Below are 12476 nucleotides of genomic sequence, written 5' to 3'. Positions count from 1 at the left end.
GCTCAGCGGGTTCACACTATTAATCCGATTCGGCCTTGCGTCGACCGGGGTCACCCTGCTAGTCATACCGCCGGTGCCACCTTGGTCAGACCGTTGATGATGCGGTCCATGGCGTCGCCGCCACGGGGGTCCGTGAGGTTGGCCAGAAGCTTCAGCACGAACCGCATCAGCGTCGGATGCGGCAGCCCGTGCTTCGTGGCGATCCGCATGATCTGCGGATTTCCGATCAACTTCACGAATACCCCGCCGATCCGGTAGTAGCCGCCGAAACGCCGGCTCAACTCGGTCGGGTAGGCGCCCAGGGCCAGCTCGCGGTCGGGGCCGGCGGGCCGGGCGAGCGCCTGTACGGCAACCTCCGCGGCCAGCTCGCCGGACTCCATCGCGTACGCGATGCCCTCGCCGTTCATCGGGTTGACCATGCCGCCGGAGTCACCGACGAGCATCATGCCCCGCGTGTAGTGCGGTACCCGGTTGAAGCCCATCGGGAGCGCGGCGCCCAGGATCGGCCCGTCCGCGTTGGTCTCGTCGCGCATGCCCCAGTCGGCCGGCGTGGTGGCCAGCCAGTCGGTGAGCAGCGTGCGGTAGTTCGTCTTGCCGAAGGCGCTGGACGAGTTGAGGATGCCGAGGCCCACATTGACCAGCCCGTCACCGACCGGCCACAACCAGCCGTAGCCGGGGAGCAGCCGGTCCGGGTCCTTGGCGCTGCGCAGCTCCAGCCAGGACTCCAGGTAGTCGTCGTCGGCGCGGGCCGCGGAGCGGTAGTAGCGCCGGACCGCGACACCGATCGGCCGGTCGTCCCGCTTGGCCAGGCCCATCGCGAGCGGCAGCTTGCCGGAGACGCCGTCGGCCGCGATGACCAGGGCCGCGCGGTATTCGACCGGCTCCTTACCGGGGCCGACCCGCGCGGTGACGCCGATCGCGTTGCCGTCGGCGTCCAGCACCGGGCCGGTCACGTTCACGCCGGTACGCAGCAACGCGCCCGCCTCGACCGCGCGCTGAGCGAGCAGGTCGTCGAAGTCCAGCCGGGTGCGGGCGAGGCCGTAGTTGGGGAAACTCGCCAGGTCGGGCCAGTCCAGCTCGAGCCGGACGCCGCCACCGATCACCCGGAGCCCCCGGTTGTGCAGCCAGCCGGCCTTCTCCGAGGTGTCCACACCCATCCGGACCAGCTGCCGGACCGCCCGTGGGGTCAGCCCGTCACCGCACACCTTCTCGCGCGGGAACTGGGTCTTCTCCAGCAGCAGCACCCGAACACCGTGCCGCGCCAGGTGATAGGCCGCGGCCGATCCACCCGGCCCCGCGCCGACGACGATCACATCGGCTTCGTCGGCGATGGGCCCGGTCTCTGTTGGGTTGTCCACGGCGCACCTCCGTCTCGCGCACGCTCGTGAAACTGTTCACAAGCCCGCCCAGATCGGAGTCTAAGACGGCCATCGAAACCCGTTCGGGTTAGGGAACCCTAACTGGTTCGCGCCGGTACCGATCCGTTCTCTGACAACGCCCGCTCGGCCACCTCGCGGGCATCTCCGTCCAGGTATTCCCGAAACGTACCGCCCATCGCCCGGTCAAGCGCGACGATCAGCTCATCTACCAGGTCTTGGGCCAACTCCGGGTCTTCTGCCGCAACCAACCGGATCCTCGTGGCGAGCTCCATGCTGCGACGTTCCCCGGCTTCCTGATCGTCGATTGCGATGTCGATATCAGTGTCCTCAAGCTGCCCGAAGGTCGTCATGTGGTGAGCAAAACAGGAGATCCCTCGCACATGCGGCGTTTTGCCCGATTTATCCCCTGGTAGCGCGATGGAGGGCGACGATTCCACCCGTCAGGTTGCGCCAGCCGACCCGCGCCCACGGCCCCGCCCCGGTGATCAGCGCGGCCAGTCCGTGCTGGTCGGGCCAGGCGCGGATGGATTCGGCGAGATAGACGTACGCGTCGGGGTTGCTGGACACGCCGCGCGCCACGGCGGGCAGCGACCGCATCAGGTACTGCAGGTAAACCGTGCGAAATGCCACATTTACCGGGTGGCTGAACTCACAAACAACTAAACGGCCGCCCGGCCTGGTCACCCGGCCGAACTCGCGCAGCGCACCCTCGACGTCCACCACGTTCCGCAGGGCGAACGAGATGGTCACCGCGTCGAAGGTCGCGTCCGCGAACGGCAGTCGCAACGCGTCGCCGGCCAGTAACGGAACGTCCGGCCGGACTCGCCGGCCGGCGCTCAGCATCCCGATCGACAGGTCGGCCCCGACCGCGAACGCGCCGGAGCGGCCCAGCTCTTCGGTGGAGACCCCGGTGCCGGCGCCGACGTCCAGCACCCGCTCGCCCGGGCGCAGCGCGAGGGCGGCCCGGGTAGCCCGCCGCCAGCCCCGGTCCTGTCCGAAGGAGAGGACCGTGTTCGTCAAGTCATACCGCTCGGCCACACCGTCGAACATCTCGGCGACCTCATGCGGCTGCTTGCCCAGATCTGCGCGCGTCACACGAACCACTCTGCCATTGCGGAAACCAAACGGGCGAGATGGTCACCCATCTCGCCCGCTCTTTGTGCGTTATATAAACGACCGCAATCGGTCGGGTCCGCGACCGTCCCCGGAGGCTTGCGCCCCGGTTCCGCTCCAGGAAGTTCTCAGGCCTTACGAATGGCAACGTAACCAGCCACGACGGGGTGGTACAGAGGTTCACGCCGCTCGTTACGAAGGAGCAACCGGCCCTCGTCGGTTCAGCGCCCCGCACCTGCCCGAACGGTTGAGTTTGTTACTTGGCCGAGACCAACGGCAAGGACTTGGCGCCGCCGCCGGGCATCGCGATGGACGAGTAGTGCGAGACGACGCGCTCGTCGGTCGGGTCGTCGGCCGGGGTGCGGTGCACGGCCAGGTGCCGGTAGACCGTGTCGCGCTGGGCCGGGATCCGGTCCGCGGTCCGCATCATCCAGATGAGCTCGTGCAGGTTGGAGCGGTGCCGGGCGCCGGCCGAGGAGATCACGTTCTCCTCCAGCATGATCGAGCCGAGGTCGTCGACGCCCATGTGCAGCGCGAGCTGACCGACGTCCTTGCCGGTGGTCAGCCAGGACGCCTGCAGGTGGGCGACGTTGTCGAAGAACAGCCGGGACACCGCGATGAACCGCAGATACTCCAGAGTGGTGGCCTGCGTGCGGCCCTTCAGGTGGTTGTTCTCCGGCTGGTACGTCCACGGGATGAAGGACCGGAAGCCGCCCACCTCGTGGCCGGACTCGACGGCGTCGTCGGCGTACCCGTTGGCGACCGCGAGGTCCTGCACGTCGCGGATCATCCGGATGTGCTCGATGCGCTCGGCGTTCGTCTCGCCGGTGCCCATCATCATGGTCGCCGTCGAGGACAGGCCGTTGCGGTGCGCGACCGCCATGACCTCGAGCCAGCGGGCGCCGGTCTCCTTGAGCGGGGCGATCGCCTTACGCGGGCGGTCGGGCAGCATCTCCGCGCCGGCCCCGGCGATCGAGTCGAGCCCGGCGGCCTTGATCCGCAGGACCGCCTCCTCGATCGAGACGTCGGAGACCTTCGCCATGTGCAGGATCTCGCTCGGCCCGATCGAGTGAATGACCAGGTCGGGATACGTCTGCTTGACCGTGGAGAAGAGCTCCTCGTAATACTCGACGCCGTAGTCCGGGTGGTGGCCGCCCTGCAGCATCACCTGGGTGGCACCGAGGTCGATCGCCTCGCCGCACCGGCGCAGGATCTCCTCCATCGGGTGCGACCAGCCCTCGGAGTGCTTCGGCGCGCGATAGAAGGCGCAGAACTTGCACGCCGTCACGCAGACGTTCGTGTAGTTGATGTTGCGATCGATCAGGTAGGTGGCGATGCCGTCCGGATAGCGCCGTCGCCGGACCGCGTCCGCCGCCTCGCCGAGCCCGTGCAAGGGCGCCTCGGTGTAGAGAAGGAGGGCTTCCTCGGGCGTGATCCGCCCGCCGTCGGCTCCGCGCGCCAGAATGCTGTCGATCTCAGTGTTCGCCGCCACGCCGATCAGCCTACGTCCCGGCGACATCCACCGTCAGCGGTGAGGGTCACCGGCGATCTTCCTGAACATGGCTACTCTCGATGCGTCTTAACTGGGGGTGAGTGTGCTCGTCGTACACGGTGGCTGGTTGCCGGGCGCGGACCGGCCGGGGTCGCTCGCGCTCTGGGCCGAGCAGCCGTCCTTGCCACTCACCACCAGGTCACGGGCCCATCCGTTCGCGGGAACGACCGCGGAACTGCTCGCGGCGCTGCCCGGCATCGAGGCCACCCCGGCGACGCTCGATCTCCACCTGCCCGGCACCGCGCGTGGCCCGCTGCCGTCCCCCGATACGGGGATCGAAACGTCGCGCCGCTCGGTCAAGCTCACCACCTGGACCGTTCCGGCCCTGCTCGTGCCCGCCGGCGAGGCGCTCGCGACGCTGGGCGCGCTGGCCGAGCCGGACGGCTGGATCGCCGCCGCCTCGGTGCGCTACCTCGCGGTCCTCGCCGGGCACGCGTGCGACCTGGCCAAACGCGGCCGGATGCTGCCGCAGCTGGTCAGCGAGGACGGCGTCCCGGCCGCTCGCTGGCGCCCGGTGCTGACCGGTGCGGACGCCGCGACCTACCGCGACTTCGCCGCCGCCATGCCCCCGGTCGTGCGGGCCATCGGCGGAGATGTCTCGCGCACGCTGCACGACGCCCTCGACGCCCTGGTCGACGCGGCCGCCCGCACGGTGATGCCGGAACGCATCCTGCTCGGGCACCGCGCCGGACCGAAGGCGCCGCTGCCGGACAGGTGGATCACGGCGCTCACCGCGGATGACCCGGCACTGCCCGGCGCGCGGCCGGACGAGGTGCGTGAGCTGGGTCAGGCGCTCGGCGACTGGATGCGCGCGGCGTACGAGGCGAACGGGCCCAACCGGGTCAGTTTCCGCCTGACCGAGCCGCCACCGGACGCGGACGCCTGGGGGCTCGAGTTCGCCCTGCAATCGGCCGAGGACCCGTCGCTGTACCTGCCGGCCGGCGACGTCTGGGCGGGCGGCCGGTTCCCCGGGTTGCCGGCGCGACCGGACGAGACGCTGCTGGCCGGGCTGGGCCGCGCGGTCCGGCTGTTCCCGCTGCTGCACGTGGCCCTGCGCGACCAGCAACCCGCGGCGATGGATCTCGACACCGGGGAGGCGCACGAGTTCCTGCGGCAGGCGGCCCCGCTGCTGCAGGCGGCCGGTTTCGGGGTGCAGCTGCCCGCCTGGGCCGGCCGCAAGAGCGTCGGCCTGAAGCTCACCAGCAGATCGCGTAAAGGGGCGTCCCGGGCGGTCGGCAGCTCCGGCTTCGGCTTGGAGCAACTTGTCGACTTCCGTCTCGACCTGGTGATCGGTGACGGCGTGGTGACGCCCGAGGAACTGGCCGAGCTGGCCCGGCTCAAGGTGCCGCTGGTACGGGTACGCGGCCAGTGGGTCGAGCTGGACGACCGGCAGCTCCGCGCGGCCCTCAAGGCGGTCGACCGGCGCCGAACGGGCGAGTTGACCGCGGGCGACGTGTTACAGCAGGTCGTGGACGGCGGCGAGGAGGATCTGCCGATCGTCGAGGTGGACGCCGACGGCATGCTCGGCGATCTGCTCTCCGGTCAGGCCGCCGAACGGCTCGCGCCGGTGCCGACACCCGCGACCTTCCACGGGCTGCTCCGGCCGTACCAGGAACGCGGCTTGTCCTGGCTGCACTTCCTCGCGCGGCTCGGGCTGGGCGGCATCCTCGCCGACGACATGGGCCTGGGTAAGACGGCGCAGACCCTGTCGTTGCTGCTGGCCGAGCGAGCCGGTGCCGAGCCGGTCGCGCCGACGCTGCTGGTCTGCCCGATGTCGCTGGTCAGCAACTGGTTCAAGGAGGCCGGCCGGTTCGCGCCGAGCCTGCGGGTCTATGTCCACCACGGCGGCACCCGCAAGCGCGACGACGAGTTCCGGACGGCGGTCGCCGAGGCCGATCTGGTCGTGACCACGTACGGCACCGCCACCCGCGACCTGGAAACGCTGCGTGACATCGCCTGGGGCCGGGTCGTCTGCGACGAGGCGCAGGCCATCAAGAACAGCGGCACCCGGCAGTCGCAGGCGGTGCGCACCCTGCCGGCGCGCACCCGGCTGGCCCTGACCGGTACGCCCGTGGAGAACCACCTGGCCGAGCTCTGGTCCATCATGGACTTCTGCAACCCGGGCCTGCTCGGGCCGGCGAAACGGTTCCGCCGCCGGTTCCAGGAGCCGATCGAGGTCCGCCAGGACGAGGACGCGGCGGCCGCCCTGAAACGCGCGACCGGCCCGTTCGTGCTGCGCCGCCTCAAGACCGACAAGACGATCATCTCGGACCTGCCGGAGAAGAACGAGATGAAGGTCTGGTGCACGCTCACGCCCGAGCAGGGCACGCTCTACCAGGCGGTGGTCGAGGACATGATGTCCGAGATCGAGGGCAGCGAGGGCATCCAGCGCCGCGGCAACGTGCTCGCCGCGATGACCAAGCTCAAGCAGGTCTGCAATCACCCCGCGCACCTGCTCAAGGACGGTTCGCGCCTGCCCGCCCGGTCCGGCAAGCTGGCCCGCCTCGAGGAACTGGCCGAGGAGATCATCGAGGACGGCGACAAAGCCTTGATCTTCACCCAGTACGCCGAATGGGGCTCGCTGCTGCAGCCCTACCTCGAAGCGCGCGTCGACCGGCCGGTCCTGTGGCTCCACGGTGGACTGTCCAAGGCGAGGCGCGACGAGATGGTCGAGCGGTTCCAGAACGACGACGAGCCGATGCTGTTCCTGCTCTCGCTGAAGGCCGCGGGCACCGGTCTCAACCTGACCGCCGCGAACCACGTCGTCCACTTCGACCGGTGGTGGAACCCGGCCGTCGAAGACCAGGCCACCGACCGTGCCTATCGCATCGGGCAGTCCCGCGACGTGCAGGTCCGGAAATTCATCTGCACCGGCACGCTGGAGGAGAAGATCGACGCGATGATCGAGCGGAAGAAGGCCCTCGCCGCGTCGGTCGTCGGCACCGGCGAGGACTGGATCACCGACCTGAACACCGATCAGCTGCGCGAGCTGTTCTCCCTCGACCCCTCGGCGGTGCGTTGAGATGCCTTTCGACAGGAGTGGCACGTTCTTCGAGACGACCAAGGCGATCGAGGTCGACGGCGGCATCGCGGTCCGGGCCAAACGCGGCAACATCGGTGCGCAGTGGTGGTCGCGCCGCTTCGTCGACGTGCTCGAGCAGGTCTGCGACCCCGGCCGCCTGACGCGCGGCCGCGCCTACGCCCGCAAAGGCCAGGTCCTCGGCTTCTCCCTCTCGCCGGGCCGGGTCACGGCCCAGGTGCAAGGTTCCCGACCCGAGCCGTACGCCGTGACGATCGTGATCGACGCGTTCGACGAGGCACAGTGGACGTCGCTGACGGAGGCCCTGGGCGCGCGGGCGCTGTACCGGGCGGCGCTGCTGGCCGGCGAGATGCCGCAGGAGATCGTCGAGCTGTTCGACGAGCAGGGGCTGCCGCTCTTCCCCGGCAGCCTGGACATTCGCTGTACGTGCCCGGACTGGGGTGTCCCGTGCAAGCACGGCTCCGCGGTGCTCTATGTGCTGGCCGAGGCCTTCGACGACGACCCGTTCCTGGTGCTGGCCTGGCGCGGCCGGGCCCGGGAGGCGCTGCTGGACGCGCTGCGCGGCACCCCCGAGCCGCTCCCCGAGGTCGACCCGCTCGCCGTTGACGAGAGCCCGCTGGAGTCCCGGCTCGCCGACTATTACTCCCCCGGCATCAGCCTGAGCCGCCTGCGCGAGCGCCCGTCCCGGGTGACGACGCCACCCGAGTTGCTGCTGCGGGCACTCGACGCGCCGCCGGTCAAGGTGCGGCACATCCCGTTGACCGATCTGCTCCGATCCGCCTACCGGGACCTGGCCGATCACGAGGAGTAGGCGCGCGTAAGGTTCGAAAACATGAGCGACATGCGTTACCGCCGTCTGGGCAGAAGCGGCTTAGTGGTGTCCGTCGTCGGCATCGGCACCAACGACTTCGGCCGCAAGCTTGACCAGGGCGGAGTGAATGAGGTCGTGGACGCGGCCATCGACACCGGGATCACGTTGTTCGACACCGCCGACACGTACGGCGAGCCGCACGGCCGGTCCGAGGAACTGCTGGGCAACGCGCTGAAGGGCCGCCGCGAGGATGTGATCGTCGCGACGAAGGTCGGCTGGCCGGCGGGCCGGCTGAACGGCAACGACTTCGACGCGCGCGGCTCCCGCCGGTACATCACGCGCGCCGTGGAGTCGTCGTTACGCCGCCTGCAGACCGACTACATCGACCTTTACCAGTTCCACCGGCCCGACCCGGCGACTCCGATCGAGGAGACCCTGGCCGTGCTCGACGACCTGGTGCGCGCCGGCAAGGTGCGATACCTGGGCAACTCGAACTTCTCCGGCTGGCAGATCGCGGACGCCGACTGGACCGCCCGGACGGCGAACATGACGCCGTTCGTGAGCGCGCAGAACCACTACAGCCTGCTCTTCCGCGGCGCGGAGGAGGAAGTGCTGCCGGCGTGCGAGCGCTTCGGCCTGGGTCAGCTGCCGTTCCGCCCGCTCACGTCCGGCCTGCTCAGCGGCAAGTATCAGCGCGGCGAGCGCCCGGCCGCGCAGGACCGGATGTCCCGCCCGCAGTACACGCATTGGCTGGACAACGCCGACTGGGACACGATCGACCGGCTCACGGCGTTCGGCGAGCAGCGCGGCCACAGCCTGCTCGACGTGGCGATCGCCGGCCTGGCGTCCCGCCCCGCGGTGAGCAGCGTGATCGCGGGCGCCACCACGAAGGCCCAGGTCCAGGTCAACGCGGCCGCCGCCGCCTGGGAGTTCACCGCCGACGACTCGGCCGCCCTGGACGCGGCGCTCAACGGCTGACCGCGGGGCCCGCAACGGGGTAGCGGAAGGCGGCCGCTGCCCCGTCGCGTACGGGAGGAAGGGTTTAGACCTCGGCGAACAGCGGACCGTCCGCCGGGAGCGCGGGCACCTCGCCGCGGGCCGCTGCCCGGCGGGCGAACTCGCGCAACCCCTCGATCTGGCGGTCGCCCAGCGAGAAGTCGAGGACCCGGAAGTAGTTGGCCAGGGTCGGTGCGTCGAAGCTCTCCCAGCGCGCCGCCGCGGCCGCCGCCTCGTCGAGCTCGGTCAGGCAGAGATCGCGGGAGCGCTGGAACGCGTCGTGCACGTCCTTGACCGCTCCCGGGTGGTTCGCCGCGAAGTCCTTCCGGACCGCCCACACCGCGAACACCATCGGTAGACCGGTCCACTCCTTCCACGCCTCCCCGAGGTCGATGACCTGCAGGCCGCTGGTCGGCTCGTCGTGCATGGCCCGCAGCGCCGGGTCGCCGATCAGCACGCCGGCGTCGGCCTCCAGCAGCATCTGGTTGAGCTCGGGCGGGCACCGGAAGTAGGAGGGTTCGGCACCGTATTTTTCGGCAAGCAACATCTGGGCCAGAAGGACGCCGGTGCGCGAAGTTGAACCGAGTGCCACCGGGCGGCCGTCAAGCTCGTTGAGCGGACGAGTCGAGATTAAGTTGACCGAGAGGACCGGGCCGTCGCTGCCGACCGCGAGGTTCGGCAGCAGAAGTAGCTCGTCCGCGTGGCGTAGGTATTCGACGAGGCTGATCGGGCCGATATCAAGCTTGCCGGCGACCAGATCGTTGTTGAGTTTGTCCGGCGTGTCCTTGTACAGATCGACGTCGAGCAGAGCGCCGGAGCGCATCAGGCCCCAGTAGATCGGCAAACAGTTGAGGAACTGGATGTGCCCTACACGGGGCCGGATGTTGTCGCTCATGCTCCGACGCTATCCCCCACCAAGGTCCTCTCGTCGACCGGCGGACGCGAGAGTGTTTCATTTCGCAGACGCACGAGGGGGATGCAGGCGGCCGCGGCGATCAGCCCGGCGGCGCCCAGGGCAGCGATGAGGATGCGCGGGTCGACCACCTCGACGAGCGGGCCGGCGAGCAGAAGCCCGAACAGGCTGCCACCCTGCACCGCGGCACCGAAGACGGCGAACGCGCGTCCGTGCGCGACGGCGGGAGCGCGACTCGCGATGATCACCGTGATGAATACGCTGACGCCGCCGTTGCAGATGCCCCCGGCGACCCAGAGCGGAAGCATCCACCCGGCCCCGGGCACGGCCGCCGCGAGCAACACCGCCGTGCACGCCCCGGCGGCGAGCGCCAGCAGGCCCGGCACGGTGATCCGCTCGCGCCGCAGACGTCCGAAGCCGATGCTGCCGAGCACCATGCCGGCCATCCACGCGGCCGAGACCAGCCCGTACAGCGTGGTGGAGGCGTGCAGCGTGTCCCGGATGAAGAACACGTCGACCACGTTGATCGCGCCGACGCCGGCGACGACCGCGGTGATCGCCACGACCGCGGCGAACAGCGTGCGGCCGTCGCGCAGACGCCACGCGATCGGCGTCGCGCCCGCTTGGGCGGTGGCGCCGCGACGACGGGTCTTCACGCACAGGCCCGCGACGACCAGCGCCAGATAGCTCGCGGCGTCCACCAGCAGCGGCAGCCGCGCCCCGGTCTGCCCCACCAGAAGGCCGGCGAGCGCGGGCGCGACCAGCATGCCGATCATCCCGGCGGTCTGCACCAGGCCACTCGCCTTGGGCAGATCGTCCTGGCTGGCCATGCTCGGCAGCAGCGCGGACGTCGTCGGCTGGGTGAGCGCCAGCCCGCTCGCCAGCGCCGCGACCAGCGCGATGATCAGCACCGGGTTGCCGGTGAACGCGAGCCACGCGCAGATCGCGGCCTGCGCCAGGCCGGTGAGAACCAGGATCGTGCGGCTGTCAACCCGGTCGGCCAGCCGGCCGCCGATCGGGGCCAGCAGGGCCAGCGGCAGGCTCGCCGCGATCAGCAACCCGGAGACCGCCAGGCCGCCATGCCCCCGCTGCTGGAGCACGAGCGCCAGGGTCGTCGCCGCGAGGAAGTCACCTAGGACCGAGATGCCGCGCGCCCCCGCGATGAGGGAGACGTCGGCCCAGCGCGTCGTGCCAGATGTGAAGGACACACTTCGAAGTTATTCCTTCACATCTTCGGATGCAAGCCCCTCTATGCGTCCGGGAAGACCAGGTAGTGCATCAGCACCCGGCGGGCCCCCTCCGGCGCGCCGGCCTCGCGTTCACGTGCGCGATACGGTTCCAGAACGGCCATGACCTGCTTGTTCACCTCGGCGAGCTCCTCCGCGGTCAGCAACAGGTGCATGCGCGACAGCAGGCTCGCCTCGCGCCACGCCTCGGGTTCGTCGCCTTCGCGGGCCGCCCAGTCATGCATCTTCTGAAAATCATTGGTGAGGTACGCGTCCGCGAGTGTCCGCTCGGCCTCCTTCGCACCGGGCTGATCCGGTTCGGCCCGGAACCGCATGTTGCGGGCGGCGGCGCGCCAGACTCGCTCGCGCCCGTCGCCGCGGCTGGCCGCCTGCTCGACGAGCCCGTACTTGGCGAGTTCCCGCAGGTGGTAGCTGGTCGCACTGGGCGAGAGCCCGACCCGGCCGGCGCACTCGGTCGCGGTCACGCCCGCATCGTTGTTGTGGAGATAGTCCATGATCTCGATTCGAGCGGGGTGGGCCAGCGCACGCATGACCTGCGGATCGCTGACCCGAACCCCGGGCGACGAGAAAGGCCCGTCCGTCATGACTGGGCCTCCGAACGGCCGTCGGGAGGTGGGGCTGAGCGCCGCTCGCTGCAGTCGGTCATGAACCCATTGTTCAGCCCGGCCGCAGCCATGTCCTCACGCCACCTTGAGCTGCTCGTCCCCGAAATCGGCGATCAGCTTGAGCGTGCCGCCGAGAGCGGCGACATATCGTGCGAGTACGTCCTGGGTCGACACATCACCCGCCTCGATCTGCGAGACCCGGGCGACCGAGATCCCCATTCGCCTCGCGACCTGCTCCTGCGTCATCTCCCGTCGACGGCGGAGCTCGGCGAGCCGCCAGCCGCGCGCGTGGTCTAGCATCTCCCCGACACCGGCGTCGAACGCGTCCGCACCGCCTGCGCTCTCCACGGCCCGATCGAGGTGGTCGGTGTCCCGCCAGCGCTTAGTCCCGCTCATCTGCCACGTCCCCCAGCCGCTCTTTCAAGTAGAGCGCGTACAACTCCTCGGCTTCTGGAATCGCCTGCCTGTACCAACGGTTCCATTGGCCCGACTTGTCGCCCGCGACCAATAACACCGCGGATCGCCACGGATCGAAGACGAAGAGAATCCGTACCTCGGTCCGACCGGCGGAGGGTGGTCGCAGCTCCTTCATGTTGGAGAGCTGCGAGGCCGTGATGCTGTCAACAAGCGGCCTGCCTTCGCCCGGTCCGTTTCGTTCCAGAATGAGTATGGCTTGGTTTACCAGACTGTGGGTGCTGCGGTCAGCGCCGTAAAGCGCGTCCAGGAACTTTTCGACCTGCTCGGTCATCAAGATTTCCCACTCCATCACCCACCTCCAGGTTAAGAATATTCTTAAGTTGCTCGAGTGTCGAGAGGTGGT

The 12476-nt window shown here is 69.6% G+C and carries 12 protein-coding genes; 3 read left to right on the top strand and 9 right to left on the bottom strand.

Features of this window, described 5'->3' with window-relative positions; translation table 11 throughout:
* Positions 1–62 precede the first annotated feature (62 nt).
* The 4 genes from HH310_RS24680 to mqnC form a co-directional block, all read right to left on the bottom strand.
* The gene (locus HH310_RS24680) at positions 63–1358 is read right to left on the bottom strand and encodes a geranylgeranyl reductase family protein (protein WP_312034296.1); all 1296 of its coding nucleotides are present in this window, start codon (positions 1356–1358) and stop codon (positions 63–65) included.
* A gap of 98 nt (positions 1359–1456) precedes the next feature.
* Positions 1457–1729 carry a hypothetical protein gene (locus HH310_RS24675; protein ID WP_169178006.1) on the bottom strand — a complete coding sequence of 91 codons (273 nt, stop codon included), beginning with the start codon at positions 1727–1729 and terminating at the stop codon, positions 1457–1459.
* A 49-nt stretch (positions 1730–1778) separates the two neighbouring features.
* Positions 1779–2474, bottom strand: a complete 696-nt coding sequence (locus tag HH310_RS24670) for a demethylmenaquinone methyltransferase (protein WP_169178005.1) — start codon at positions 2472–2474, stop codon at positions 1779–1781.
* Positions 2475–2748: 274 nt separating this feature from the next.
* The gene (gene mqnC, locus HH310_RS24665; RefSeq protein ID WP_169178004.1) at positions 2749–3984 is read right to left on the bottom strand and encodes a cyclic dehypoxanthinyl futalosine synthase; all 1236 of its coding nucleotides are present in this window, start codon (positions 3982–3984) and stop codon (positions 2749–2751) included.
* A 103-nt stretch (positions 3985–4087) separates the two neighbouring features.
* On the opposite strand from mqnC, the gene HH310_RS24660 reads away from it, so the two are divergent.
* The 3 genes from HH310_RS24660 to HH310_RS24650 are packed head-to-tail and all read left to right on the top strand — an operon-like array spanning position 4088 to position 8873.
* Positions 4088–7066, top strand: a complete 2979-nt coding sequence (locus HH310_RS24660; protein WP_169178003.1) for a DEAD/DEAH box helicase — start codon at positions 4088–4090, stop codon at positions 7064–7066.
* A 1-nt stretch (position 7067) separates the two neighbouring features.
* Complete coding sequence (locus HH310_RS24655) at positions 7068–7895, top strand: SWIM zinc finger family protein (protein WP_169178002.1); 828 nt, start codon at positions 7068–7070, stop codon at positions 7893–7895.
* 21 nt (positions 7896–7916) lie between these two features.
* On the top strand, positions 7917–8873 hold the full coding sequence (locus HH310_RS24650) for an aldo/keto reductase (protein WP_211192566.1): 957 nt from the start codon (positions 7917–7919) through the stop codon (positions 8871–8873).
* A 64-nt stretch (positions 8874–8937) separates the two neighbouring features.
* Here the strand turns inward: HH310_RS24650 and HH310_RS24645 are convergent, their stop codons facing one another.
* The 5 genes from HH310_RS24645 to HH310_RS24625 all read right to left on the bottom strand — a co-directional run bounded on the left by HH310_RS24645 (position 8938) and on the right by HH310_RS24625 (position 12422).
* Complete coding sequence (locus HH310_RS24645) at positions 8938–9786, bottom strand: menaquinone biosynthetic enzyme MqnA/MqnD family protein (protein WP_169178001.1); 849 nt, start codon at positions 9784–9786, stop codon at positions 8938–8940.
* Positions 9783–11012: an MFS transporter gene (locus HH310_RS24640; protein WP_169178000.1), complete on the bottom strand. Its 1230-nt coding sequence runs from the start codon at positions 11010–11012 to the stop codon at positions 9783–9785. Before HH310_RS24640 ends, HH310_RS24645 begins: the two co-directional genes overlap by 4 nt.
* A gap of 41 nt (positions 11013–11053) precedes the next feature.
* Positions 11054–11635 (bottom strand): helix-turn-helix transcriptional regulator, encoded by a 582-nt coding sequence (locus tag HH310_RS24635; protein ID WP_169177999.1) that lies wholly within the window; start codon positions 11633–11635, stop codon positions 11054–11056.
* A 96-nt stretch (positions 11636–11731) separates the two neighbouring features.
* Positions 11732–12052 (bottom strand): helix-turn-helix transcriptional regulator, encoded by a 321-nt coding sequence (locus HH310_RS24630; RefSeq protein WP_169177998.1) that lies wholly within the window; start codon positions 12050–12052, stop codon positions 11732–11734.
* Complete coding sequence (locus HH310_RS24625) at positions 12039–12422, bottom strand: type II toxin-antitoxin system RelE/ParE family toxin (protein ID WP_169178045.1); 384 nt, start codon at positions 12420–12422, stop codon at positions 12039–12041. The genes HH310_RS24630 and HH310_RS24625 overlap by 14 nt, the downstream gene beginning before the upstream one ends.
* Between the last annotated feature and the right edge of the window lie 54 nt (positions 12423–12476).

This window comes from Actinoplanes sp. TBRC 11911 (assembly GCF_012933445.1).
GTDB lineage: Bacteria > Actinomycetota > Actinomycetes > Mycobacteriales > Micromonosporaceae > Actinoplanes.
Note: the sequence above shows the minus strand (reverse complement) of the source record. Positions and strands in the feature narration are given on the sequence as shown.

Excerpts from the sequence above, each read along its gene's own strand:
- HH310_RS24655 (WP_169178002.1), top strand. The coding sequence starts at position 7,068 with ATGCCTTTCGACAGGAGTGGCACGTTCTTCGAGACGACCAAGGCGATC.
- HH310_RS24675 (WP_169178006.1), bottom strand. The coding sequence starts at position 1,729 with ATGACGACCTTCGGGCAGCTTGAGGACACTGATATCGACATCGCAATC.
- HH310_RS24650 (WP_211192566.1), top strand. The coding sequence starts at position 7,917 with ATGAGCGACATGCGTTACCGCCGTCTGGGCAGAAGCGGCTTAGTGGTG.
- HH310_RS24625 (WP_169178045.1), bottom strand. The coding sequence starts at position 12,422 with ATGGAGTGGGAAATCTTGATGACCGAGCAGGTCGAAAAGTTCCTGGAC.
- HH310_RS24645 (WP_169178001.1), bottom strand. The coding sequence starts at position 9,786 with ATGAGCGACAACATCCGGCCCCGTGTAGGGCACATCCAGTTCCTCAAC.
- HH310_RS24630 (WP_169177998.1), bottom strand. The coding sequence starts at position 12,052 with ATGAGCGGGACTAAGCGCTGGCGGGACACCGACCACCTCGATCGGGCC.
- HH310_RS24635 (WP_169177999.1), bottom strand. The coding sequence starts at position 11,635 with ATGACGGACGGGCCTTTCTCGTCGCCCGGGGTTCGGGTCAGCGATCCG.